27 protein-coding genes are annotated in these 23,934 nt (G+C 64.8%); 12 read left to right on the forward strand and 15 right to left on the reverse strand.

Features of this window, described 5'->3' with window-relative positions; translation table 11 throughout:
* Nucleotides 1-15: 15 nt before the first annotated feature.
* A complete protein-coding gene (locus ACVWY1_RS01395) occupies nucleotides 16-465 on the reverse strand; it encodes a nucleoside deaminase (RefSeq protein ID WP_457377673.1) in 450 nt (149 codons plus the stop codon).
* A gap of 145 nt (nucleotides 466-610) precedes the next feature.
* Here ACVWY1_RS01395 and ACVWY1_RS01400 point away from each other — a divergent pair, with 145 nt between their 5' ends.
* A complete protein-coding gene (locus ACVWY1_RS01400) occupies nucleotides 611-1,300 on the forward strand; it encodes a type 1 glutamine amidotransferase domain-containing protein (protein ID WP_457377674.1) in 690 nt (229 codons plus the stop codon).
* 90 nt (nucleotides 1,301-1,390) lie between these two features.
* Here the strand turns inward: ACVWY1_RS01400 and hppD are convergent, their stop codons facing one another.
* Nucleotides 1,391-2,467: a 4-hydroxyphenylpyruvate dioxygenase gene (hppD, locus tag ACVWY1_RS01405; protein WP_457377675.1), complete on the reverse strand. Its 1,077-nt coding sequence runs from the start codon at nucleotides 2,465-2,467 to the stop codon at nucleotides 1,391-1,393.
* A 312-nt stretch (nucleotides 2,468-2,779) separates the two neighbouring features.
* Between hppD and ACVWY1_RS01410 the strand changes: the two genes are divergently transcribed.
* Entirely contained in the window at nucleotides 2,780-4,366 is a 1,587-nt protein-coding gene (locus ACVWY1_RS01410) for an EAL domain-containing protein (RefSeq protein WP_277504370.1), read from the forward strand.
* 34 nt (nucleotides 4,367-4,400) lie between these two features.
* Complete coding sequence (rarD, locus tag ACVWY1_RS01415; protein WP_139671282.1) at nucleotides 4,401-5,288, forward strand: EamA family transporter RarD; 888 nt, start codon at nucleotides 4,401-4,403, stop codon at nucleotides 5,286-5,288.
* Here the strand turns inward: rarD and ACVWY1_RS01420 are convergent.
* On the reverse strand, nucleotides 5,251-6,822 hold the full coding sequence (locus tag ACVWY1_RS01420) for a TerC family protein (RefSeq protein WP_139671285.1): 1,572 nt from the start codon (nucleotides 6,820-6,822) through the stop codon (nucleotides 5,251-5,253). The genes rarD and ACVWY1_RS01420 overlap by 38 nt on opposite strands.
* Nucleotides 6,823-7,006: 184 nt before the next feature.
* Entirely contained in the window at nucleotides 7,007-7,915 is a 909-nt protein-coding gene (locus tag ACVWY1_RS01425) for a hypothetical protein (RefSeq protein ID WP_457377676.1), read from the reverse strand.
* Between the two features lie 235 nt (nucleotides 7,916-8,150).
* On the opposite strand from ACVWY1_RS01425, the gene ACVWY1_RS01430 reads away from it, so the two are divergent.
* Nucleotides 8,151-8,987, forward strand: coding sequence for a bifunctional allantoicase/(S)-ureidoglycine aminohydrolase (locus tag ACVWY1_RS01430; protein WP_457377677.1), 837 nt, complete (start codon nucleotides 8,151-8,153; stop codon nucleotides 8,985-8,987).
* An 80-nt stretch (nucleotides 8,988-9,067) separates the two neighbouring features.
* A complete protein-coding gene (locus tag ACVWY1_RS01435; protein ID WP_102683900.1) occupies nucleotides 9,068-9,673 on the forward strand; it encodes an START domain-containing protein in 606 nt (201 codons plus the stop codon).
* 3 nt (nucleotides 9,674-9,676) lie between these two features.
* Here the strand turns inward: ACVWY1_RS01435 and ACVWY1_RS01440 are convergent, their stop codons facing one another.
* The 4 genes from ACVWY1_RS01440 to ACVWY1_RS01455 form a co-directional block, all read right to left on the reverse strand.
* Nucleotides 9,677-11,185, reverse strand: a complete 1,509-nt coding sequence (locus tag ACVWY1_RS01440) for an MDR family MFS transporter (RefSeq protein WP_139671295.1) — start codon at nucleotides 11,183-11,185, stop codon at nucleotides 9,677-9,679.
* Entirely contained in the window at nucleotides 11,175-12,311 is a 1,137-nt protein-coding gene (locus ACVWY1_RS01445; RefSeq protein WP_258600774.1) for an HlyD family secretion protein, read from the reverse strand. The genes ACVWY1_RS01440 and ACVWY1_RS01445 overlap by 11 nt, the downstream gene beginning before the upstream one ends.
* Nucleotides 12,312-12,432: 121 nt before the next feature.
* Entirely contained in the window at nucleotides 12,433-13,305 is an 873-nt protein-coding gene (locus ACVWY1_RS01450; RefSeq protein ID WP_277504379.1) for an alpha/beta fold hydrolase, read from the reverse strand.
* An 18-nt stretch (nucleotides 13,306-13,323) separates the two neighbouring features.
* The gene (locus tag ACVWY1_RS01455) at nucleotides 13,324-13,944 is read right to left on the reverse strand and encodes a LysE family translocator (RefSeq protein ID WP_277504381.1); all 621 of its coding nucleotides are present in this window, start codon (nucleotides 13,942-13,944) and stop codon (nucleotides 13,324-13,326) included.
* A gap of 244 nt (nucleotides 13,945-14,188) precedes the next feature.
* Here ACVWY1_RS01455 and ACVWY1_RS01460 point away from each other — a divergent pair, with 244 nt between their 5' ends.
* On the forward strand, nucleotides 14,189-14,668 hold the full coding sequence (locus ACVWY1_RS01460; RefSeq protein ID WP_139671307.1) for a GNAT family N-acetyltransferase: 480 nt from the start codon (nucleotides 14,189-14,191) through the stop codon (nucleotides 14,666-14,668).
* Here the strand turns inward: ACVWY1_RS01460 and ACVWY1_RS01465 are convergent.
* Nucleotides 14,650-15,090, reverse strand: coding sequence for a type II secretion system protein N (locus ACVWY1_RS01465; protein WP_457377678.1), 441 nt, complete (start codon nucleotides 15,088-15,090; stop codon nucleotides 14,650-14,652). The genes ACVWY1_RS01460 and ACVWY1_RS01465 overlap by 19 nt on opposite strands.
* Nucleotides 15,091-15,206: 116 nt before the next feature.
* Between ACVWY1_RS01465 and ACVWY1_RS01470 the strand changes: the two genes are divergently transcribed.
* Entirely contained in the window at nucleotides 15,207-15,641 is a 435-nt protein-coding gene (locus ACVWY1_RS01470) for a GspH/FimT family pseudopilin (protein WP_457377679.1), read from the forward strand.
* Nucleotides 15,638-16,231 carry a type II secretion system protein GspJ gene (locus ACVWY1_RS01475; RefSeq protein WP_457377680.1) on the forward strand — a complete coding sequence of 198 codons (594 nt, stop codon included), beginning with the start codon at nucleotides 15,638-15,640 and terminating at the stop codon, nucleotides 16,229-16,231. Before ACVWY1_RS01470 ends, ACVWY1_RS01475 begins: the two co-directional genes overlap by 4 nt.
* On the opposite strand, the gene ACVWY1_RS01480 is transcribed toward ACVWY1_RS01475, so the two are convergent.
* The 3 genes from ACVWY1_RS01480 to ACVWY1_RS01490 are packed head-to-tail and all read right to left on the reverse strand — an operon-like array spanning nucleotide 16,224 to nucleotide 18,345.
* On the reverse strand, nucleotides 16,224-17,132 hold the full coding sequence (locus ACVWY1_RS01480) for a FecR family protein (protein WP_214501729.1): 909 nt from the start codon (nucleotides 17,130-17,132) through the stop codon (nucleotides 16,224-16,226). The two genes, ACVWY1_RS01475 and ACVWY1_RS01480, sit on opposite strands and share 8 nt — an antisense overlap.
* Before the next feature lie 29 nt (nucleotides 17,133-17,161).
* Nucleotides 17,162-17,704, reverse strand: coding sequence for an RNA polymerase sigma factor (locus ACVWY1_RS01485; protein WP_102683893.1), 543 nt, complete (start codon nucleotides 17,702-17,704; stop codon nucleotides 17,162-17,164).
* On the reverse strand, nucleotides 17,701-18,345 hold the full coding sequence (locus ACVWY1_RS01490) for a secretin and TonB N-terminal domain-containing protein (RefSeq protein ID WP_457377681.1): 645 nt from the start codon (nucleotides 18,343-18,345) through the stop codon (nucleotides 17,701-17,703). Before ACVWY1_RS01490 ends, ACVWY1_RS01485 begins: the two co-directional genes overlap by 4 nt.
* A 317-nt stretch (nucleotides 18,346-18,662) precedes the next feature.
* On the opposite strand from ACVWY1_RS01490, the gene ACVWY1_RS01495 reads away from it, so the two are divergent.
* A complete protein-coding gene (locus ACVWY1_RS01495) occupies nucleotides 18,663-18,968 on the forward strand; it encodes a hypothetical protein (protein WP_139671325.1) in 306 nt (101 codons plus the stop codon).
* 69 nt (nucleotides 18,969-19,037) lie between these two features.
* Here ACVWY1_RS01495 and cobF read toward each other — a convergent pair whose 3' ends face one another.
* Together cobF and ACVWY1_RS01505 are read right to left on the reverse strand one after the other, a co-directional pair.
* Nucleotides 19,038-19,787, reverse strand: a complete 750-nt coding sequence (cobF, locus tag ACVWY1_RS01500; RefSeq protein ID WP_457377682.1) for a precorrin-6A synthase (deacetylating) — start codon at nucleotides 19,785-19,787, stop codon at nucleotides 19,038-19,040.
* 64 nt (nucleotides 19,788-19,851) lie between these two features.
* Nucleotides 19,852-21,141 (reverse strand): OprD family porin, encoded by a 1,290-nt coding sequence (locus ACVWY1_RS01505; RefSeq protein WP_139671330.1) that lies wholly within the window; start codon nucleotides 21,139-21,141, stop codon nucleotides 19,852-19,854.
* A gap of 346 nt (nucleotides 21,142-21,487) precedes the next feature.
* On the opposite strand from ACVWY1_RS01505, the gene ACVWY1_RS01510 reads away from it, so the two are divergent.
* The 3 genes from ACVWY1_RS01510 to ACVWY1_RS01520 all read left to right on the forward strand — a co-directional run bounded on the left by ACVWY1_RS01510 (nucleotide 21,488) and on the right by ACVWY1_RS01520 (nucleotide 22,920).
* The gene (locus ACVWY1_RS01510; RefSeq protein ID WP_046855429.1) at nucleotides 21,488-21,844 is read left to right on the forward strand and encodes a histone-like nucleoid-structuring protein, MvaT/MvaU family; all 357 of its coding nucleotides are present in this window, start codon (nucleotides 21,488-21,490) and stop codon (nucleotides 21,842-21,844) included.
* 206 nt (nucleotides 21,845-22,050) lie between these two features.
* Nucleotides 22,051-22,578, forward strand: a complete 528-nt coding sequence (gene gloA, locus ACVWY1_RS01515) for a lactoylglutathione lyase (protein ID WP_023630254.1) — start codon at nucleotides 22,051-22,053, stop codon at nucleotides 22,576-22,578.
* A 96-nt stretch (nucleotides 22,579-22,674) separates the two neighbouring features.
* The gene (locus ACVWY1_RS01520) at nucleotides 22,675-22,920 is read left to right on the forward strand and encodes a hypothetical protein (protein WP_046855428.1); all 246 of its coding nucleotides are present in this window, start codon (nucleotides 22,675-22,677) and stop codon (nucleotides 22,918-22,920) included.
* A gap of 108 nt (nucleotides 22,921-23,028) precedes the next feature.
* Here ACVWY1_RS01520 and ACVWY1_RS01525 read toward each other — a convergent pair whose 3' ends face one another.
* A complete protein-coding gene (locus ACVWY1_RS01525) occupies nucleotides 23,029-23,850 on the reverse strand; it encodes a shikimate 5-dehydrogenase (RefSeq protein ID WP_111532764.1) in 822 nt (273 codons plus the stop codon).
* Between the last annotated feature and the right edge of the window lie 84 nt (nucleotides 23,851-23,934).

Raw genomic sequence — 23,934 nt, forward strand, 5'->3', positions numbered from 1 at the left:
CCCCGGGTGGTCAGGTCAGTGGCCAATATCTTCGTTCCACAGTTCTGGGTTGGCGTCGATGAACTGGCGCATCAGCGCCTTGCAGGTTTCATCGTCATGCACCTCCAGACGCACGCCCCGGTCGCCGAGCAACTGCTCTTCGCCCATGAAGGTGAAGTTCTCGCCGATAATCACATGCTTGATGCCATACAGCAGGATTGCGCCACTGCACATGGCACAGGGCGACAAGGTGGTATAGAGGGTGGCCTGCTGGTAAACCCGGGCCGGCTGTCGGCCGGCATTCTCCAGTGCATCCATTTCACCATGCAGGATGGCGCTGCCCTGCTGCACGCGGCGATTGTGGCCACGGCCGATGATCCTGCCCTCGTGCACCAGTACCGAGCCGATCGGAATGCCGCCTTCCTCGAGCCCCTTGCGGGCCTCGTCGATGGCGGCTTGCATAAATCTGGAAGTGTCCTGTTCCATGGCGTCTCCCGGTAGTGCGTCCACTTTTGCAGCAGCCTAGCACAGCGCCCGTGCCCATGGCGCATTGCGTGGTGGGGGCTATGCTCAAATGGCTTTTGATCTTGCTGGCCAAACGTTTTCCCATGGATTCGACGGGCATGCGCACATGAACAAGAAGCTCCTGGTCGTGCTGACCAATACCGCCAAGTACCCCGATATCAACCGCGCCACAGGATTGTGGCTGGGCGAGGCCGTGCACTTTGTCGACGCAGTGCAAAAAGCGGGTTTTACCGTCGACTATGTCAGCCCGGCGGGCGGCTATGTACCGATCGACCCACACAGCCTGCAGATGGCGCCTGACCTGGACTGGCAATGGTACAACGACAAAGCGTTCATGAACCGCCTTGGCGCCACCTTGAGCCCTGGCCAGGTCAAGGCCGACCAGTACAGCGCGATCTACTACACCGGTGGCCACGGGGTGATGTGGGACTTTCCCGACAATCAGCCATTGCAGGAGCTGGCACGGCGCATCCATGAGCACGGCGGCGCGGTCGCCGCGGTGTGCCATGGGGTGGTGGGCCTGCTCAATATCAAGCTCAGCGACAACAGCTTGCTGCTCAAGGGGCGCAAGGTTACCGGCTTTTCCAATACCGAGGAAAAACTGGCTGAGCTGGACAAGGTGGTGCCGTTCCTCACCGAGAACGAACTGGGCGCTCGCGGTGGCGAGTACAGCAAGGCAGACGACCCGTGGGCAGCTCATGTAGTGGAGGACGGCAGCTTGATCACCGGACAGAATCCGGCCTCCAGCGCCGAGGTAGCCCAAGCGGTGATCGGCTACCTGAACAGGCAGCAGTAAACGTTTGCGATAACGCAGCGCGGGGCAAGCCCGCTCCCGCCACCTTCCGGCGCGGGAGCGGGCTTGCCCCGCGAGTGTGTGCTCGACGGATTACTCGGTGCTCAACACGCCACGACGCACCTGGTCACGCTCGATCGACTCGAACAGCGCCTTGAAGTTACCTTCACCGAAGCCGTCGTCACCCTTGCGCTGAATGAACTCGAAGAACACCGGGCCCAGCAGGGTCTCCGAAAAGATCTGCAGCAGCAGGCGCTTGTCGCCGGCCTCGGAGGCACCGTCCAGCAGGATGCCGCGGGCCTGCAGCTGGTCGACCGGCTCGCCATGCCCTGGCAGGCGCTCCTCGAGCATCTCGTAGTAGGTCTGCGGCGGCGCGGTCATGAAACGCATGCCGAAGCCCTTGAGCGCGTCCCAGGTCTTGAGCAGGTCGTCGGTGAGGAAGGCCACGTGCTGGATGCCCTCGCCGTTGAACTGCATCAGGAACTCTTCGATCTGCCCCGCCCCTTTGGACGACTCCTCGTTGAGCGGGATGCGGATCATGCCGTCTGGCGCGGTCATGGCCTTGGAGGTCAGGCCGGTGTACTCGCCCTTGATGTCGAAGTAACGGATCTCGCGGAAGTTGAACAGCTTCTCGTAGAAGCCGGCCCAGTAGGCCATGCGCCCACGATAGACGTTGTGGGTGAGGTGGTCGATGATCTTCAGGCCCGCGCCGACCGGGTTGCGGTCCACGCCTTCGATGAACTTGAAGTCGATGTCGTAGATCGAGCTGCCTTCTTCGTAACGGTCGATCAGGTACAGTGGCGCGCCGCCGATACCCTTGATCGCCGGCAGGCGCAGCTCCATCGGGCCGGTCTCGATCTCTACCGGCTGGGCACCCAGTTCCAGGGCGCGGGCATAGGCTTCATGGGCGTTGCGCACGCGGAATGCCATGCCGCACACCGAAGGACCATGCTCGGCCGCGAAGTACGAGGCGGCGCTCTTGGGTTCGTTGTTGAGGATCAGGTTGATGCCGCCCTGGCGATACAGGTGCACATCCTTGGAGCGGTGGGTAGCCACCTTGGTGAAACCGAGAATCTGGAATACCGGCTCCAGCACGCCGGGGGTCGGCGAGGCGAGCTCAATGAATTCAAAGCCTTCCAGGCCCATCGGGTTTTCGAAGATATCTGCCATGTTCTTTTCCTCATCTGCAGCGAAAAACGGTTGATTACAGGCTTTCGATGTGGAGATGGCGTGGTGGTGAGCACGGGATCCCGCGCACGCTGCGGGCCAGGAAGTCACCAATGATCAGCTTGAACCCATGGTATGTCATATGGACCCATTCTCGGCGGGCTTGATTCCCCGGGAGGCGGAGAACCTTATTGTTGTATTCGTAACCCGATTCTACAGTGCGTAAATTTGTTTGTCGCGCTTTAGTTCGCAGGTTGTTCCGACAAACGGCTATTCTCTGCATCACCTACCGCCTTGCAGAAGGTCCACCCGCGCATGCCCTTGAACACCAAACGCCCTGCCCGCTGGAGCTGGCGCGCGCTGCTGCCCTGGCTGATCAGTGTCTTGCCGCTACTGTGCGGGCTGGCGTTGACGCGCTGGCAGATCGAACAGGAGCTGAACGCCGACAGTCGCGTCACGGCTCGCGAAGTGGTGGTCCATATAGAGGCGGTACTCGACAGCTTGTCCAGCACGGCACGGCACCTGCTGCCCAAGGCCGGCCAGCCCTGCGAACAGGCGCAATTGGCGTTGCGCATAGAAGTCACGCGCAATGCTTTCGTGCGTTCCACCAACCTGTTCGATCGTGACACCCTGTACTGCACCTCGTTGTTTGGTGATTTCGACGAGCCGGTCGACGCCAGCAACTATACCGACGGTCAGTTGTGGCTGATGGACGGCAACTCCGTCACACCAGGCCAACCGCTGCTGGCCTACCGCGCCAGCCAGGGTGACAAGGGGGCGATCGCCACGGTCGATGGCCGCCACCTGCTCACGGCCCTGCGCCTGATCGGTAAGGACGGCCAGTTGCAAGTACAGGTCGGCAACCACTGGATGGGCGCCGACGGCCGGGTGCGGGCCGGCACGCCGCCGGTTGCAGCCAGCGCGCCGGTGACGTTCTCTTCCACACACTACCCGTTCAGCGTGCACGGCGGCTTTGGCCCCGACAAGCCCGGCGAGCTGATGCGTTCACGCTATCCTGCGCTGTTGAGCCTGCTGCTGGTGCTTGGGGCGGTGGCCGGAGGCGCCTGTCGCTGGCAGATCCGCCGCGCCAGCTCGCCCCGCGCCGAACTGGCCAGGGCATTGGAGGCCGACGAGTTCCTGCCCTACTTCCAGCCAGTGGTGCGCAAGGGCGATTACCGCTGGGCCGGGGTCGAAGTGCTGATGCGCTGGCAGCACCCCCGCGAAGGGCTGGTGCGCCCCGACCTGTTCATCCCCTACGCCGAGCACAGCGGCCAGATCGTCGCCATGACCCGCGGCTTGATGCTGCACACGGCCCAGGCCCTGGCACCGCATGCGGCGTTGCTCGAAGACGGTTTTCACATCGGCATCAACATCACCGCCGACCACTGCCGCGACCTGGGCCTGCTCGACGACTGCCAGACCTTCCTCCAGCACTTCCCCCCCGGGCGGGTGGTACTGACCCTGGAACTGACCGAGCGCAAGCTGATCGAACCCACTCCGGTAACCCTTGACCTGTTCGAGAAATTGCACGCCATGGGCGTTATGATCGCCCTGGACGACTTCGGCACAGGCCAATCCAGCCTCAATTACCTGCGCCAGTTCAACGTCGACTACCTGAAGATCGACCAGAGTTTCGTCGCGATGATCGGCGGTGACGCCCTGTCGCAGCACATTCTCGACACCATCATCGAACTGTCGGCCAAGCTGGCCCTGGGCATCGTCGCCGAAGGCGTGGAAACCGAAGTGCAGCGCGACTACCTGGCTCGCCATGGCGTGGACTTCCAGCAGGGTTACCTGTTCGCCCGCCCCATGCCCGCCAGCGAGCTGCTGCTGGCCCTGGCCGCCCGCCCGGGTAGCCCGCAGTTGCCGCAAGACAGTGCCCCTGAGATCATGCGCGGCTGATCCACCCGCTCACTTCCCGTTTTCCGAGGCACTCGTGTCAAAAGGCATTATTTCGTCGGTCATGGCGTCCTGTCTGTTCGCCGTGATGTATTTCTATACTTCCTTCCTCAAGCCCCTGGACGGCGAGGAGATCTTCGGCTGGCGGACCCTGCTGACCCTGCCCTGCCTGACGCTGTTCATGCTGGCATCCAGGGACTGGAAGCGGGTCGGCGAGCTGCTCGTCCGGGTGCGCCGCACGCCGTTGCTGTTGCTCGGCATGGTCGGCACCTCGTGGTTGATGGGCGTGCAGTTGTGGCTGTTCCTCTGGGCGCCGCTGCACGGACGCAGCCTGGAGGTATCGATGGGCTACTTCCTGTTGCCGTTGGCCATGGTGCTGACCGGGCGCGTGGTCTATGGCGAGCGCCTGTCGCGCCTGCAGAAGGTCGCGGTGAGCTTTGCCGCGCTGGGGGTTGGCCACGAGCTGTACCAGCACGGCAGTTTTGCCTGGGAAACCCTGCTGGTGATGATCGGCTACCCGATCTACTTCGTCCTGCGGCGGCGTTGCCGCACCGACCACCTGGGCGGCCTGTGGTGCGACATGTGCCTGTTACTGCCCTGGGCCCTGTACTTCGTCATCCAGGGCCCGCTGTCGGCAACCGATCTGGCCGAGCATCCAGGCTTGTACGGCCTGATCCCGCTGCTCGGGGCGATCAGCGCCTGCGCCCTGATCGCCTACGTGCTGGCCAGCCGCCTGCTACCGTTCAGCCTGTTCGGCCTGCTCAGCTACGTCGAGCCGGTGTTGCTGGTAGGCGTGGCCCTGCTACTGGGTGAGACCATCGGCCCCGACCAGTGGCTCACCTACCTGCCAATCTGGGCCGCCGTGCTGGTACTGGTGCTTGAGGGCTTCAAGCACCTGCTGCGCCAGCGTCGGCGTTCGGTGTAAGGCGTACCTGGCGGACCCGGCGCTCCTCCACCGCCACCACGGTCATGCTCCAGCCATTCCAGGCCAGGTGATCACCCACCACCGGCAAGCGGTCCAGCAAGCTCATCACCAGGCCCGCCAGGGTCTGGTAGTCCTCGGTGGCACGGGCGGCAAAGCCGGTGCGCGCCTGGACCTGGGCCAGGTTCAAGGCACCGCTGACCACAAAACCGTCCGCCTCCTCGATCACACCTGGCCCCTCCACCTCGCTTGCGTCCGGCAGTTCGCCGGCAATCGACTCGAGAATATCGGTCATGGTCAACACACCGATGAAATCACCGAACTCGTTGACCACGAAGGCGATGTGCGTCGACTGCCCGCGCATCTGCTCCAGGGCGTTAAGGATGCTGAAGCTCTCCAGCAGGTTCAGCGGCGCACGGGCCAGGGCTTCCAGGTCGGGCTGGCTGCCGGACAGCAGCTCCTTGAGCAGCTCCTTTTTGTGCACGAAGCCCAGCGGCTCCTCGATGTGGCCGTCACGGATCAACGGCAGGCGCGAGTACGGCGAGTTGACCAGCGCCTGGGTGATGGCTTCGCCCGGCTGCGACAGGTCGATGGCATCGACCTTGGCGCGGGCCGTCATCACCGTGCGGATCGGCCGCTCGGCCAGATTCAGCACACCGCTGATCATCACCCGCTCACGGCGGTCGAACACCACCTGTTCTTCGCCACCCTCGACCAGGTCGGCGATTTCCTCGCCCACCTCGTCAGCCTCCACCCGGCGCCCGCCCATCAGGCGCAGCACGGCATGGGCGGTGCGTTCACGCAGCGGCCGGTGCTGCTGCACACTGCGTTTGCGGCGGGCACGGGCCAGCTGGTTGAACAGCTCGATCAGCAACGAGAAGCCGATGGCCGCATACAGATAGCCTTTGGGGATATGGAAGCCCAGGCCTTCGGCGGTGAGGCTGAAGCCGATCATCATCAGGAAGCCCAGGCACAGCATGATCACTGTCGGATGGGCGTTGACGAAACGGGTCAACGGCTTGCTGGCGACGATCATGATGCCGATGGAGAAGATCACCGCGATCATCATCACCGACAAGTGCTCGACCATGCCCACGGCGGTGATCACCGCATCCAGCGAGAACACCGCATCCAGCACGACGATCTGCGCCACGATCGGCCAGAACGCGGCATGGCGGGTCACGCCGCCGCTTTGGGCAACATGGCCCTCGAGGCGTTCGTGCAGTTCCATGGTGGCCTTGAACAACAGGAACACACCACCGAACAGCATGATCAGGTCACGGCCGGAGAAGGTCTTACCGAACACCTCGATCAGCGGCGCGGTAAGGGTCACCATCCACGAGATGCTGGCCAGCAGGCCAAGGCGCATGATCAGCGCCAGCGACAAGCCGATCACCCGGGCGCGGTCGCGCTGGTGCGGCGGCAGCTTGTCGGCAAGGATGGCGATGAACACCAGGTTGTCGATACCCAGCACCAGTTCGAGGACGATAAGCGTCAACAGGCCTAGCCAGGCCGTAGGGTCGGCTAGCCATTCCATTAGCGGGTACTCACAGGGGATGCGTCACGAGGACGGGGGAAGGAAGGCCGGGATGGCCAGGGACTGGGGGGCTCCGCGAAGGTGCTCATAGGGACCTTGATAACAATTAGGGACGACGATCCTACAATCGAAGCAGAATTCTCTGATAGCGCAAAACTATTACAAAAGCTGTAAAGGGTATGACTCAGGCTTCAGGCCCACGTGGCAAGGCTTCGGCCTGCGCAGTCTTGGCCTTGGCCGGTGGCGTCAGGCGCAGCACCCGGTCGCGGCCGCCCTCGGCGAGCAGGTATCCACCCTTGCCATCCGGGACGATGGCCTGCGGCGCCTTCAGGTAGCTGAGAACCGTGTGGCGCGTACCATCACCATCGATACGCAACAGCCGCGCACGATGGGTCGAATCCTCGCTAATCCACAGCCCGCGCTGGTCGCAGAGCAGGAAGGTCGGGTTGCGCAGACCTTCGATCACCACCGGGTCATTCCCGCCTTCGCTCAGCGCACGAATCTTGCCGGCGGCCTTTTCGGTATACAGCAGACGCCCGTCGGCGCAACGGGTCAGGCCCTCGGTTTCGGTAAGCCCTGAGCGCAACACGTCGAGCTCGCCGCTCTGCCAGTCATATCGCATCAACCGGCCATCCCCCTTGCGGTCCTCGATGGCGTAAAGGTGCTGGCCATCGTTGTACAACCCCTGCACGTTGTTGCCGTCGAACAGCTGACTGACCTGGCCATCGCGCGACACGCTGACCGGTGCCCCGCCGACCTCCTGGCTGAACGCCCAGCCACCGTCGACAGCGACCATGCCGTCCGGCTTGGACAGGCCTTCGAGCACTACCATCCGGTCCCCCTCGGCAGTAATGCGCAGGATGCTGCCCTTGCCGCCGTTCAGCTCGCGACTGACCAGCAGGCTGCCGTCGTCCTGAGGCAGCAGCGAAGCGGCCCGGGTCACCGAGTTGTGCAGCACCTGCACGTTCCAGCCCTCGGCGGCCTGCACCGGGTAGAAGCTCTGCCAGGCGAAAAAGCCCACGCTACAGGCCACCAGGCCCGTGGTGACCGCCAGGGCGAGGCGAACACCGCGTTTGCGTAGCACATGGATCATCAAATCGGCTCCTGGAAAGTGCGGGCGATGCTAGCAAGGTGATGTGAAAAAAATGTCGATGCCACGATTTCCAGGCATTTTCCTACACACATCATTCAGCAAATGGATACCGAGTATTTCAACATTTAATTTGTGGATGACAGCACCCGCCCCCTATGCTGTCCCGGCATCCCCTGCACGCACCGGCCGGTGTGGTCCAAGGCATGGGGAGAGAACAACAAAGTCGAGACCGTTCATGTCGAAATCCTCCTACTTCGCCCCCCACGGTGGGCATCCGGCTCAGACCGAGCTGCTGACTGACCGTGCCATGTTCACCGAAGCCTATGCCGTCATCCCCAAGGGCGTGATGCGTGACATCGTCACCAGCCACCTGCCGTTCTGGGACAAGATGCGCATGTGGGTCATCGCCCGCCCGCTGACCGGTTTCGCCGAGACCTTCTCGCAGTACATCGTCGAAGTCGCCCCCGAAGGCGGCAGCGAGCGCCCTGAACTGGACCCGAACGCCGAAGCGGTGCTGTTCGTGGTCGAAGGCGAGATCGACGTCACCGTCGAAGGCAAGCAACATACCCTCGTGCCGGGCGGCTATGCCTTCCTCGCCCCCGGCGCCGACTGGAGCCTGCGCAACAACAGCAAGGCCAACGTCACCTTCCACTGGCTGCGCAAGCACTACCAGAAGGTCGAGGGTCTGCCGGTTCCCGAGTCGTTCGTCACCCACCGCGACAACGCCACCGTCATCGAGATGCCGGGCACCGATGGCGCCTGGAAGACCACCCGTTTCGTCGACATGACCGACATGCGCCACGACATGCACGTGAACATCGTGACCTTCCAGCCCGGCGGCGTGATCCCGTTCGCCGAGACCCACGTCATGGAACACGGCCTGTACGTCCTGGAAGGCAAGGCGGTGTACCGCCTGAACCAGGACTGGGTCGAGGTCGAGGCCGGTGACTTCATGTGGCTGCGCGCCTTCTGCCCGCAAGCTTGCTACTCCGGCGGCCCAGGCCCGTTCAGCTACCTGCTGTACAAGGACGTCAACCGTCACGTGCACCTGACGCTCAACCCGCAGCGTTGATGACCTTGCAGGAGCGGCAGCCCGCCGCTCCTGCAGTCTTGAGCCATACTGAGCGGACAATCCTCTTCCGGCTTCCCGCCATGACCTTCCATCGCCTTCTTCTTGTCCTGCTGCTCCTGCTGCCGGGCGCGTTGCCGTGGGCAGACGATTGGCAACTCGCGCACCAGGAAGATGGCATCGACGTCTACCTGGCCAGCGTCAGCGGTTCGGCCTACCAGCAGTTTCGCGGCGTCACCCGGATCAAGGCCAGTGTCCGTACCCTGAGCGACCTGCAGGAAAACCTGCGCGTGGCCTGCAAATGGCTGTACGCCTGCGCCGACATGCGCCTGCTGGAAGTAGACGGCGATACCACCTGGGTCTACCTGACCACCGCCCTGCCCTGGCCAGCCAAGCCCAGAGACATGGTGCTCAAGGTGCGCACCGAGCGCCTGGACGACGACACCTTGATCCGCCATCTGAGCGCCGAGCCTGGGCGGGTACCGACCGAGCCCGGGCTGATCCGCGTGCGCCGCCTCAGCGGCGAATGGACCATGCGTCCCTTGGGCGAGCGCGAGACCGAAGTCACCTACCAGCTGCGTGCCGACCCGGCCGGTGATGTGCCGGGTTGGCTGGCCAACCGTTTCGTGGTGGATGCGCCGATGGTCACCCTGCGCACCCTGCGCGCCGTGGCCGAACGCCAGCCGTAAAGCTCAGCGGCTGCGCAGCAGCAGTGACGCCGCGGCGCAGGCCAGCAGCGCCACGCACGACAGGTAGAACGCATCCGAATAGGCCATCAGGTACGCCTGCTCGCGCACGCTCTGGTCGATCAACGCCAGCGTCTGCATGACCTGTGGCGACTGCGGGTCGACCATTCCGCCCGGCAGGCGCTGTTGCAGCGCGCCGTCGAACAGCGTCAGCCCTTCGCCGACCCGCACCGAATGAAAGCGCTCGCGCTGCGACACCAGTTGCGTCAGCAACGCCGTGCCCAGCGCGCCGCCGAGGTTGCGCAGCATCGAGATCAGCGCCGAGGCCGAGCCGGCCTGGGCCTTGTCCAAGCCTTTCACCGCCAGGACCGACAGCGCCACCATGATCAGCGGCTGGCCGATGCCGCGCACCACGGTCGATGGGATGATCACATTACTGCCCGAGTCCACTGTCAGCGTCGACCCCAGCCAACAGCCCAGGGCCATGATGGCGAAGCCGCTGGCCACCAGCAGCTTGGCGTTGAGCCAGCGCATCAGCCGGGGCAGCAGCGGCGCCAGCAGTAGCTGGACCATGCCGTAGGCGATCAGGCTCTTGCCGATCTCGCTGGCACTGTAGCCCTGTACCAGCGACAGGTAGTTGGGCACCAGGAACACCAGGCCGAAGGTGGCCGCGCCGAACACCGCCATGGCCAGGCTCGACACGCCGAAGTTGTAGCTGCCCAGCAGCCGCAGGTTGATGAACGGCCGCGCGCCCCACAACTGACGCTGGATGAACAGCGCCAGGGCGATCACTGCGACGAGGCTGAAGCCGACGATGAAGCGGGACTCGAACCAGTCCTTGCGCCCCCCCTCCTCCAGCACCACCTGCAATGCCCCCAACCCCAGCGCCATGGCCACGATGCCCAGCCAGTCGGCCTGGCGCAAAGCGCCGCGGTCTCCGGCCTGGCCCTTGATCGACCAGGCCACCGCCGCCAGCAGCGCCACCCCCGGCGGCAACTGCAGCAGGAAGATCCAGCGCCAGGAGTACATGTCGGTGAGCCAGCCGCCGATCGACGGCCCGGCGGCCTGGGCCACGCTGTTGGACAGGCTGAACAGCGCCATGCCCAGCGCCAGGCGGCTGGCCGGCAGCTCGGTGATGATCAGTTGCATCGACAGCGGGATCAGCACCGCGCCCGAGGCGCCCTGGATCACCCTCAGGCTGATCATCGCCTCCAGGCTGCCGGCCAGGGCGCAGCTCACCGAGCTGACCAGGAACACCGCTGAGCCCACCAGCATTACCCGGCGCAAGGAGAACACCTGCACCAGCCAGGCAGTCAGCGGAATCATGCTGATCTCGGCGACCAGGTACGCGGTCGAGATCCACGACCCTTCCTCGAAGCTCGCCCCCAGCGCCCCCTCGATCTCAGGCAGAGCGGCGCTGGTGACATGGACGTTCATGCCAGCCATGAAACAGCCGAACAGGCCGCCGATCACCGCCACCCAGGCGCGCAGGGAGACCTTGTCCTCAGCGCTCATGGCGGGCCTGCCGGGTGTCGACGGTGGCGATCACCGACATGCCGGGCAGCAGCCGTGGGCTGTCCTCGCCCTGCGGATCGAGGTGGATGCGCACCGGAAAGCGCTGGACGATCTTGGTGAAATTGCCGGTGGCGTTGTCCGGTGGCAGCAGCGCGAACACCGCGCCGGAGCCTGGAGATACGCTGTCCACCGTGCCGCGCCAGTGCTGGCCGAAGGTGTCAACCTCAAGCGTCACCGGCTGGCCGGGGCGCATCTGCGCCAGCTGGGTTTCCTTGAAGTTGGCCACCACGTACGCCTGCGCCACCGGCACCACCGCCAGCAGCGGCAGGCCGGGGGTAACGTATTGCTGCTGGCGCACCTTGCGCTGGCCGACCACGCCATCGAAGGGCGCGCGGATCTCGGTATCGGCCAAGGCGCTGCGTGCCAGGTCGGCCTCGGCACGGGCCTGATCGAGGTCGGCCTGACGCTGCAGCAGTTGCGCCTCCAGTTGCCTGCCCTGTTGCTCGAGCATGGCCTTGCGCGCGTGCTGGCGCGCCAGCTCGGCATCGGCAGCGCGCTGCATGGCCTGGGCCTGGATACGAGTGGCGCGGGCCTGCTCCATGCGTTGCACGCTTGCCGCCTGCCACTGGGCCAGGTGCTGGTAACGCTGCCAGTCGGCCTCGGCCCGCTGCGCCTCACCACGGCTACCACCGCGTTCGGCGTCGGCACGGGCGATGGCGTGGACCTGTTCATCCTGCTCGGCGGCAAATGCGCGCAGACGCATGCGCTGCACCTGCAACGCAGCCTCGCTGACCGCCAGATGCGCCTCAGCCTTGCGCAGGCGGTCGCGAAAATCGCGCTCGTCCAGGCGTACCAACAGGTCGCCGGCCTTGACCGTGGCGTTGTCCGCCACCGCCACCTCGGCCACGTAGCCACTGACCCGGGCACTGATTGGCGCCCAGTCGGCGCGCACGTAGGCGTCGTCGGTCTGTTCCAGGAAACGCCCGTCGAGCCACCAGTAGGCGCCATAAGCCGCCACCAGCAACCCCAGGCCCCCGGCCAGGCCGAAGCGCAGCAGGCGCTGGCGGCGCCTGGCGCGGATTTGCTCGAGGGTGTGCTGGGGATCTGGGCTGACCGCCTGGTTCATGCTGGGCTCCATCCGATGGGGGGAGCGCCAGAGTACGGAATCTGAGATTGTCGTTCGCTCGCGAACAGGCTTTTGATCGTCGCAAAATAGACAGCAGATCAACCCTCCGAGCGGACCACTTTCAATGTTGCAAGAATGCCACCACCTGCTCTGTGGCCGTTATCGGATCTTCCTGCATGAAGCAGTGCCCACCCGCTACCTGCTGCGCGCTCACCTGGCCATTGAGCGCCACCAGGCGCTGCACCGAGTGCGGCACGAACGGATAGGTGTGCTCGCCGTACAGGATCCGCGTCGGCGTGTGGATACGGCTCAGTTGCTGCCACATGCGCTCAGGGAACGAGCTGAAGATCTCCACCTCACGGCTGGGCCGGCACTTGAGCACCACTCCCTCCCCGCAATCGCCGATGGCATGCTCCACATAGGCCTGCAAGGCCGCATCGGTCCAGCCCTTGAAGATACCGCGCCCTTGCAGCGAGGCCTGGGCCGCCTCACGGTCGGGCCAATGACTGCGGCGGGTGGCCGCCTTGCGCGCCAGGGCATGACGCCGATGCAGGCCAACCATGGCGGCGGCGCCCATCACCCCGATCATGCGCCGGCTGAACAGGACCGGATCCAGCAGCACCGCACGCTGGAACAACTGCGGCTCGGCAGCCAGGATCAAGCCAGTGAGCACGCCACCGAAACTGTGGCCCAAGGCAAAGCGCGGCACGTCGCCATAGTCGCCGCGGCCGGCCTCGAAGGCCTCCACCACCAGCGCTGCGGTGCGGTTCCAGCCAAGGAACACGCCACCATGGTCGCTGTCGCCATGGCCCTGGACATCGCTCAGCCACAGGTCGAAATGTTCGCCCAGACGCATCAGCATGGGCTGGTAGGCCAGGCTGCAGAAGCCATTGCCATGCAGGAAATGCAGCAGCGGCCTGCCACTGGCGGGGGTGCGCCATCCGCGCAGGGTGAAACCTTCGGCGCATTCATGGGACCAGGGAATCAACTCCATCGACTGCACTCATCGGCTCTAGGAAAACACCGATTCTACAAACAGCAACGGATACAGTGAAATCACCAGCAGCACGGCCATCAGGACATTGAACAGCACCACCGCGCGCGGATTGCGCAGCAGGTTGCGCAAGGCACTGCCGAACATCACCCAGATGCCGACGCTGGGCAGGTTCACCAGGGCGAACACCGTGGCGATGACGATCACGTTGAACACGTAGCCCTGGGCCGGGGTGTAGGTGGTGATCGCCCCGATCGCCATCACCCAGGCCTTCGGGTTGACCCACTGGAACGCCGCGGCTCCCCAGAATCCGAGCGGTTTGCGGCTGCCATTGGTGTCGCCGGACATCGGCCCTGAGGTGGCAATCTTCCAGGCCAGGTACAACAGGTAGGCCGCGCCCGCGTAGCGCAGGATGCTGTACAACGGGGGCCAGGCCTTGAACACCTCGCCAAGCCCAAGACCAACCGCCAGCACCATCACCATGAAGCCGACGCTGATACCCAGCGCGTGGGGAATCGTGCGGCGCACGCCAAAATTGACCCCCGAGGCCAGCAGCATGGTGTTGTTCGGACCGGGGGTAATGGAAGAGACGAAGGCGAACAGGACGAACGCGCTGAGCAGATCAAGCGAGGCAAGCATGGCGGCAGTTTCCGGCTTTTCTGATTATCGAAATGCCACGGTAGCGGAGGCTTGTAGGAAATGACCGGTACAGTTACGCAAAATTGAATAAATACACATTTCTGTTTCACTCAATTGCGTGCCTCCATGCCATCGTCGCAGCAAAGCTGCGGCAAATCTTCCGCCAGACACCTGGCGGTCTTCCCTCATCCTACCTGACACTACTGAAGCCTTCGCACCCTATCCCGTACAAGGAAGCGCCATCATGTCCGTGACCATCCGCCCCGCAGTGCTGGCCGACGCCGCCCAGATCCTGGCCTTCATCACCGAGCTGGCCGACTACGAGCGCGCCCGCCACGAAGTGGTGGCGTCCCTCGCCGACATCGAGCACAGCCTGTTCGACGCAGGCAGCACGGTGCGTAGCCTGATTTGCGAGCGCGACGGCCAGGCCATCGGGTTCGCCGTGTATTTCTACAGCTACTCCACCTGGCTGGGGCGCAACGGTATCTACCTCGAGGATCTCTACGTCACCCCGCAGCAACGCGGTGACGGCGCGGGGCGCAAGCTGCTGCGGCATATCGCCCGGGAGGCGGTGGAAAACGGCTGTGGGCGCCTGGAGTGGAGCGTGCTGGACTGGAACGAGCCGGCCATCGGTTTCTACCAGTCTCTGGGCGCCGAGCCACAGGACGAGTGGATCCGCTATCGTCTCGACGGCGAGCGCCTGCGTCAGTTCGCCGAGGGCTGAGGCGCCTCGCCCGGAAACGCCGTCTGGGCCAATACCGGCACCTCGACGCGGCTGCGCTGGCCGCCGCGCTCGATCACCAGGCCGCGACCCTCGATAGCCATCAGGCGCACCCCGCGAGCCAGCTCCTCGCCACTGCGCACGGCGCGTGCCGGGCCGCCGTCGAGGCTGACGATGGCCACGGCGCCTTGGCTGCCGGCCATCACCCCGCTGACCTGGATCTGCACCTGCTGGGGAATATCGGCAAACCATCGCCCGGCCGCTGTTTCGGCTACTACCGGGGTGTCGGCAGCCCGGGCCGTGGCCTGACTCGCCGCTGGCGGCCACAACAGTTGCCCCCAGGTCGCCAGCCCGGCCATCGCGACCAGTAGCCCCAGCGCCTGCAACAACAGCCCGAGTGACAAGTTGGGACGAACGATACGCATGGTCACGCGCTCCTTGTGTGCCTGCGCCCAAGCATACCGGGTGATTCTCACGGTTTTGTTTCACACGCCGATCATCTTGCTCGGGCAAGCTGCCTTGCCAGGACAAGGAGCGCCCCGTGAACGGACAACGTGGTTTCACCCTGATAGAACTGATGGTGGTGTTGGTGATTGTCGGCATCGCCAGCGCCGCCATCAGCCTGAACATCCGCCCCGATCCGGGCAAGCAGTTGCGCGCAGATGGCGAGCGCCTGGCGCGCTTGCTGGAGCTGGCGCAAAGCGAAGCCCAGGCCGACGGTCAGCCGCTGCGCTGGCAGAGCGACCGCGACGGCTACCGCTTCGTGCGCGCCGATGGCCAGGTGCTGGCGGAGGGACCACTCAAGCCGCGCCGCTGGCAGGCCGAGACGGTGAAGGTGCAGGCCGAGCCCCGTGGCGCGGTATGGCTCGATGGCGAGTGGATCGGCGCCCCCCTGACCCTGCGCCTGCACAGCGGCACGCTGCGGCTGGAACTGGCGCGCAACGCCGCCGGGCAGGTGCGGGTGAGCCCTCCATGACCGGCCAACGCGGTTTTACCCTGATCGAAGTGATGATCGCCATCCTGCTGATGGCGGTGGTCAGCCTGATCGCCTGGCGTGGCCTGGACAGCGTCAGCCGCGCCGACCAGCACCTGCGCCAGGCCAGCGATGACCATCAGGCGGTGATGCGTGTGCTGCAGCAGTTGGAGCGCGACCTGGCCTTGCGTGCCACGGTGGAACTGGTCGAGCCGGTCTTGCCCGGCCACGAGCCGTCGGGCAAGCCCTTGCTGCCCGCCATGCGTGTCCGCGCCGAGCGCCTGGAGCTGGTGCGCGCCGGTGCCGTGTCTGGCAGCGGCCTGCAGCGGGTGCGTTGGTATGTGCGCGGCAGCACCTTGTACCGCGCCGCCGCGCCACTGCGCGAAGGCTTCCCATTGCCCGCGCCGAAAGCCGCGGTGGCGGTGCTGGACAACGTCAGCGCATTCAGCCTGCGCACCTGGCAGGCCAAGGGCGGCTGGCGCTCCCCGGCCAGCGAGGCCGACGACAATCCCATCGGGCTCGAGGTGCGCCTGAACCGGCGCGGTCCCCAGGGCGAGGAACACTACCGCCAGGTGCTGGGGCCATTCAACTGACCAGCACCACCCCGCCGGGCAGTTCCAGGCAGCGCGCGCCATAGGCGACACGGATCAGTTCGGCGGCCTGGCGCAACTGATCGAAACTGAACCGCGCCTGCACCCTGCGGCGCCCCAGTGATGGGTTGAGCAGTACCAGGCGCCCGGGGCGGTAGCGGTTGATCTCGTCGATTACCTGGGTCAATGGTGCATCACGGAACACCAGCATGCGCTCGCGCCAGGCCGTCACCTGGCCAATGTCGAAGGCCTCGGGCACGCCGACGCCTTGCGCGCCATAACGCAACTGGCGGCCGGCCGGCAGCGCCTCGAGCCGGCCCTGGGCAAAGATGCGCAGCTCGCCACTCAGGCAGGTGACGCATACGCTGTCGTCGTCCTCGCGCACATTGAATCGGGCCTGCTCGGTACTGATCACCCCTTCCTGCGCCCGCACCTGCATGGGCTGGCGGGCCTGCACTTCGATTTCGCCTGCCAGCAGGGCGATACCCTGTGCCTCGCGGCTGACGCGTGTGCGTACATTCAGCTCCAGTTCGATGCCAGGCGCCAGTTCGACCCGCTGCTGCTCATCCACCTGGGTGGCGAACGCCGCAGGCGGCGCCATGGCCTCGTCCAGCCAGCCGCCACGCCAGGCAACCACCGCCAGTGACGCGGCCAGCGCCCCGCCCAACAACGCCCGGCGCCCGAGCAGCGGCGCCGATGGCGCCTGGCTGGCTTGCTGCGCCGCTGGCCCGAGCAAACACCAGAGCTGACGCGCCTGGGCGAACGCCTCGGCGTGCGCCGGGCTGCGCGCGCACCACTGGTGCAGGGCCCGGGCATCGGCCTGGGTGGCCTGGCCGGAGGTCAGCCGCAACAGCCAGCCCTGGGCCTGGCGCTGCAAGTCGGGATCGGGCGGAATCTGGGGCATGGTGCTCACATGAAGAGGTCGACTATCGTTCAAGACGGTTTTCCCGCGCCGGGACCGAAGCGCTGAAACACTTTTCTGTCCAGACGCATCGCGCAATGCCCCAGCGCCGCCTTGAGTTCCTTTTCCACGGTGCGTGTGGAAATGCCGAAACGCTGGGAGATTTCCTGGTGCGAGGCCTCTTCCAGCCGCGCGGCGATGAAGATCCGCCGACGTCGGGCTGGCAGTTCGTAGAGCGCGCCCAGCAGGCTCTGGATCTCGCGCTGGCCGCCGACGATGCGGGCCGGGTCCTGGTCCTCGGCCACCTGCAGCAGCGTTTCGATCTCGGCGCCGGTGAGCAGCCGGGCATCGGCCTCGCGGCGGTCGGCGGCAACGTTCAAGGCCATGCGGTACAGGTAGGCACCAGGCTTGTGCAGGTCGTGCGCGGCGTCCATGCGATCCACCCGCAGGTAGGTTTCCTGCAGCACATCGTTGGCCAGGTCATCCGAGCCGAGCCGGCGCCTCAGGCGGACCCTGAAGGTGTCGTAGGAGGTCAGAAACAGCTTGACCAGCGCACTGTCCCGAGGTTTGTTCATGCCGCCGCAGCTCCTTGCGAAAGAGGGCAATCCATAGGTTCCGGGCGCAGCAACAGGGTCAGCGGCTGTGCCAGTGAAGTCGGCGGCGCCTGCTCCAGGCGCACCGCCCGTAGCCGCTCGACCAGCGCGGCATCGCGGGCAAAGTCGCCCGTGGAGGCCAGCAGCCGGCTCTGCACCAGCTGCCCGCTGGCATCGATCCAGACCTGCACGGCCGCCCGGTAGCTGCCCGGGCGGGTCGACGGCCAAGCGCACAGGGCGCGCTCGACCGCGAGTTGCAATGCCACCGCATAACTGCCCGACGCCGGGCCTTCACTCCGACCACGCCCGGGCGTTGTGCGCAGGCGCAACGGTTGCAGGGTGAATCCACCGCTGCCGTGGCGCGCCTGCAGACCGGTACCTTGCAACAAGCGCTGCAAACCCTCGCGCGGCGTGTAGCGGCCGCGCAGCGAGCTGGAGCGCTGGCCGGCGAGCAACGCCTGGTCGACCAGCACCGCCAGGCCACTCTGCCGGCCGAAGCTGTCCAGCGCCCGGTCCAGCGCCTGCGCCGGTAGGTCGAAGGTCAGTAACGACTGGCCACGCGCCCCTGGCGCCGCCACCAGCCAGGCCAGTATCAGCGCGCCGGCCACAAGCAATGCACGCACGGGAGATCTGGCCTCCTTGCTGGCCGCCGTCGCCGGGGGAAACGTCATCCTGGGGCCTGTGTATGACGCTGTGGTGACAGGCCTCGGCAATCAAAGCTTCACCCCGTCCCCTGCCGGCAGCGAATAGACTGGCGCAGGGTCTGTATGAAAAGTCTTGAGACGAAGGTCAGGCAAGGCGAAAACAGCCGAGGAACGGTCGGAGTCGCGCTCGACTTTACGGGTTGTAAATGAGCATTCCGAGGCTGTTTTCAACGCAGCATCACCGAGTATCAAGGCTTTTCATACAGACCCTAGGAATGACTGCACGGAGAAGCATCATGATTCGACTGTCGCTGATCACTTTGCCGCTGCTGCTGGCCTGCGCCCTGCCGGCGCTGGCCGAACCGTCCAAGGGCTGCATCGACGTGCAGGTCGGGCAATCGCGGGCACTGGCCTACGATTGTCTGACCCGACAGCTGCAAGGGGCCGATCCGCGCGCCGCCAAGGGCCTGCGCGATCAGCTCGACCCGGTCAGGCAGATGCAACGCAGGGCACCAAACCAGATGGGCTTGGCGACACCGGCAGCGACCTCGACGCGCATGGGCAACAGCTTTGGCAGTTCGGTGTTGCCACAGCGGCCTTGATGGGTCTGACGATGGATCTACAGCGCTTGATCTCACAGGCGCTGCAACTCTCCCGCCAGTCACCAACCACTACCCCTCCCTGCGCAACAGATAGGTATCCATGATCCACCCCTTGCGCCGCCGCGCCTCATCGCGCAACTGGAGGATGCGCCCCTTCACCGCCTGCAACGGCCCGCTCACCAGCAGCTCGTCCGGCGTGCCCAGGTAGGCGCCCCAGTAGATCACCAGTTGCGGATCATCCAGGGCGGCGAACGCGCACTGGCCATCGAGCATCACCAGCACATTGTCGATCCGCGTCTGTTCGCCCAGGCGTCGCCCCGGCAGCACGGTCAGCGGCTCGCCGATACGGTTGAGCGGGATCTGGTGACGGGCGGCCAGCGCCTGGATGCTGCTGATGCCGGGAATCACCTGCAAGGCCAGCGTCAGGCCGCGTTCGCGGACCAGGTCGAGAATACGCAGGGTGCTGTCGTACAACGCCGGCTCGCCCCAAAGCAGGAACGCGCCGACATCATCGCTGCCCAGCTCATCCTCGATCAGCCGGGCGTACAATGCGGCGCGCTGGGCGTGCCAGTCCTGCACGGCGCCGACATAATCCGGCGCCTGGCCGTCCCGGCGCGGGTCCTCGACCTGCACCAGGCGGTAACTGCCCTCGGGCAGGTAGCGCTCGAGGATGGCCCGGCGCAGGCGCACCAGGTCGTCCTTGTCGCTGCCCTTGTCGAGCACGAAGAACACCGTGGCGCGCCGCAGCGCCTCCACCGCCTCGTAGGTGACCTGGCGAGGATCGCCCGGTCCGATGCCGATCAGTAGAAGCTGTTTCATCGCCTGCCCTGCCTGGTTGCCGGTGGTCATTGTCGACCGACCACCGGTCGTTTGGCAAAACGGGTCAGAGGATCGAGAAGTTGTAGCTGACAATGACCCGGGTTTCGTCCATGTCACGCGCCCACTTCTCGTAGTTGCTGCGGTAGGTGGAGTTGCGCAGGCGCACGCTGACGTCCTTGAAGGTGCCGCTCTGCACCTGGTACTTCAGCTCGCTGTCGCGTTCCCATTCCTTGCCTTCGGCGTTGCTGCCAGGGACCTTCACATTGTCGCCATTGATGTAGCGGGTGAAGAAGGTCAGGCCGGGTACGCCCAGAGCCTTGAAATCGTAGTCGTAGCGCACCTGCCAGGAGCGCTCCTGGGCGGCGGCGAAGTCGTTGACCTGGGCATAGTTGACCAGGTAGGGGTTGGTGCCGTCGAGGTACGGCATGGCGCTGTCGCCGTACATGCGCTGCCAGCCGGCGCTGAGCTTGTGCCCACCCAGGCTGTAGCCAAGCATGCCGCTGAAGGCGCGGTGGTCGATGCGCCCGGCACGGGCATTGCCGATGTCGTCGCTCTTGATCACCCGCAGGTCCGCCGACAGCGTGCCGACTTCCAGCGGCTGGCTGGCGACCAGCCCGAGGAAGTGCTGGCGGTAGATGTTTTCCAGCTTGGACACCTGGTACTGCGCGCTGACGCGGTCGTTGAAGCGGTAGTCGACGCCGGCCAGGTCGAAATGATCGGCCTCGATATCGCAGGCATAGCGCTTGTTCTTGCAGTGCACGCGGATGTCCTGGCGGTCGGTGGAGTCCCGCGCGGTGTACTGGTTCAGGCGTGCCAGGGTGAACTTGAGGTCGCGCACTTCCTCGGAGGTCAACCAGGCGCCATGGAACATGGTCGGCAGCAGGCGCCCGTCGTTGTACTTGAGCAGCGGCACGTCCGGCATCATCGAACCGTACTTGAATACCGTGTTGGACACCTTCACCTTGCCGGCGATGCCCATCTTGGCGTACTGGTCGGCGGAATGGCGCGGGTCGTGCCCGGACGACGGCAACAGGCCGCTATTGCTGTCGGCGGGACTGGAGTCGAGCTTGAAACCAATCATCCCCAGCGCATCCACGCCGAACCCGACCGGTCCCTGGGTATAACCGGACTGAACATTGAGAATAAAGCCCTGCGCCCACTCTTCGCGCTTCGACGCGCCTTGCTTGGAACTGGTGTGGCCGTCACGGAAGTCCCGGTTGAAATAGACATTGCGTGCTTCGACCTTGGCACTGCTGTCTTCAAGAAAACCGGCGGCCTGGGCGTTGACACCGGCACACAGGAAGAACAAGCCGGCAACTCGGCGCCCGGGGGCGAGGGGGAAAGGGGCAAACATGCGAAGGAACATCCAGAAGAAAGACGAAAAACCATCCGGGCAGTCATCTGCACCGGCACTACGCGATGAACGAATACACTTCGACCATCATCCATAATTTTCCGCCAAAGGCTCTAGCCTAAGCCATGGGACCATGGTCTAAGGTGGTTGGCCGGGTCTTTTCGAATAACGCGTAAAAAATCGGCAAAGTTCCCGAGTAATTGATAGAAAGTTTGCTGTTTACCCACTCGCAAGCGACTACTACACTCTCGCTTAGCGAACAGCTTTACCCATCCACGTGGCCGGCGTTCAGTCTGGTTTCATGTTCGTCACGTCCCGCCACGGCAGACTTACAGGAGTGAAGACAGTGTCCAGACTTGCAGAGTTTCGTGCTGCCGAAAAAGCGCTCAAGGAACAGATGGCACAACTGGAAGCGCTGAAAAAGGATGCCGGCCTTAAACGCGAAATCGAATTCGAGCAGAAACTAGTCGGCCTGATGAAAAGCTATGACAAGAGCCTGCGCGATATCATCGCCATTCTCGACCCGAAAGCCGTGACCCGCGCCCCGGCCGCGGTCAAGCAGCAACGCCGCCCGCGGGTGGTGAAGGTCTACGCGAACCCCCATACCGGCGAGCGGATCGAGACCAAAGGCGGCAACCACCGCGGGCTGAAAGCCTGGAAGGAACAGTACGGGGCGCAGACGGTGGAAAGTTGGGTGCGCTGATGAAACCTCGACACCTGCTTCACACTTTTTTCACACCCGCAGGCTCAGTATCGAACCAGCTAAAGGACTAGCGACCCCATCACGCGCCCGCACATGCGGGCCTCTAATTCCGGCGCCCCGCACTCGTGCGGGGCGCTTTCATTTGCGCTGCTGGTTGACTTCCGTATCATGGCAAACCTATTCAAGGCCCTGATTCCGGAGTACCCATGAGCCTGCACGATCTGCAAACCCTCCCCGGCGTGACCGCCCAACCAGACACCGCCACCGCCCAATTCGTGTTCAACCACACCATGCTGCGGGTCAAGGACATCGAGAAGTCCCTGGACTTCTACACCCGCGTGCTGGGCTTTCGCCTGGTGGACAAGCGCGACTTCCCGGAAGCGGCTTTCAGCCTGTATTTCCTGGCCCTGGTCGACCCGGCGCAGATTCCTGCCGATGACGCCGAGCGCCATCAGTGGATGAAATCGATCCCCGGCGTACTCGAGCTGACCCACAACCACGGCACCGAGAACGACCCCGAGTTCGCCTACCACAATGGCAACACCGACCCGCGCGGCTTCGGCCACATCTGCATTTCGGTACCGGACGTACGTGTTGCCTGCGCCCGCTTCGAGGCGCTGGACGTCCCGTTCCAGAAGCGCCTGCAGGATGGCCGCATGAACCACCTGGCCTTCGTCAAGGACCCGGACGGCTACTGGGTCGAGGTCATCCAGCCGACCGAACTCAAGGGCTGATACCCACCGGTCGCGCTCGTCGGGCCGGGAACTCCCGGCCCCTCGCTGTGGTATATGGAAGTAACGCCTGTTCCAAGCCACAGCGAGGTAAGGACGATGCAAACCCTTCACTGTGAATACCGCGACCACACCATCACCGCCAGCGTGATGCCCCACCCCGACTCTCCCCTGCCCTATGCTGCAGGCTGCGTGATCACCGACCCTGCCGGCCACAGCAGCAGGCGACTATCGATGCCGATGAAATTCTTCGCCGACCTGGAGAACGCCCAGCACGTGTCCCTGGCCCATGGCCGGGCGCTGGTTGACCAGCAGCTGGATGAGAAGGATCAGCGGGTGTTCTGATAACCCCACGCCAGCAGCCAGCACCCACAGAGATTGCGCTTCGCTCACAGGCAAAGCGAGCAGTGTGGGAGCCGGCTTGCCGGCGATACGGCGCCCTTCTATACCCAATCATCCTTCACGGGCATACGCCACGGCAGCCGCCACCTGTTCGGCTGTCGGCCGGACCCCGGTGTACAACACGAACTGCTCCAGCGCCTGAAGCGCGATGACATCGAGGCCGGTAATCACCGGCTTGCCCAACGCCTCGGCGGCGCGGATCAGCGGTGTGCGTGCCGGCAGGGCAACCACATCGAATACCCGCTCGGCCGCCGCGATGGCGGTTTCGCTGAAGGCCAGCTGGTCGGCCTCCGGGCCCCCGGCCATGCCGATCGGCGTGACGTTGATCAACATCGGCGGGCAGCGGTCCTGCAGTTCAGGCAGCCAGCGGTAGCCGCAAACATCCGCCAGTTGCCGCCCGGCCTGCTCGTTGCGGGCGACGATGATGCCGTCGCGAAAACCAGCGTCGCGCAGCGCGCTGGCCACCGCCTTGGCCATGCCACCGCTGCCGCGCAGGGCGAAGCCGGTCGCCGGGTCGACCCGCCGCTCGGCCAGTAGCTGCCGTACCGCCAGGTAGTCAGTGTTGTAGGCCTTCAGATGGCCTGCGGTATTGACCAGGGTGTTCACCGAGTCGATGGCCGCCGCCGAGGGGTCGACCTCGTCCACCAACGCCAGGCAGGCTTCCTTGTAGGGCATCGATACGCCGCAACCGCGAATACCCAGGGCGCGGATGCCGGCCACGGCGGCCGGCAGGTCCTGGGTGGTCATGGCCTTGTAGTAATAGTCCAGGCCCAACTGCTGATACAGATGGTTGTGAAAGCGCACGCCGAACGTACCGGGGCGCCCGGCCAGGGAAATGCACAACACGGTGTCCCTGCTCGGTGAATGGCTCATCGCGGTTCCTCTGTCATGGCTGAATCGATTGCGCCAGCGTACCAGACCCCGCCGCCGGTCGCCCCTTACACAACCTTTACCCTT

The organism is Pseudomonas sp. TE6288 (genome assembly GCF_054062095.1).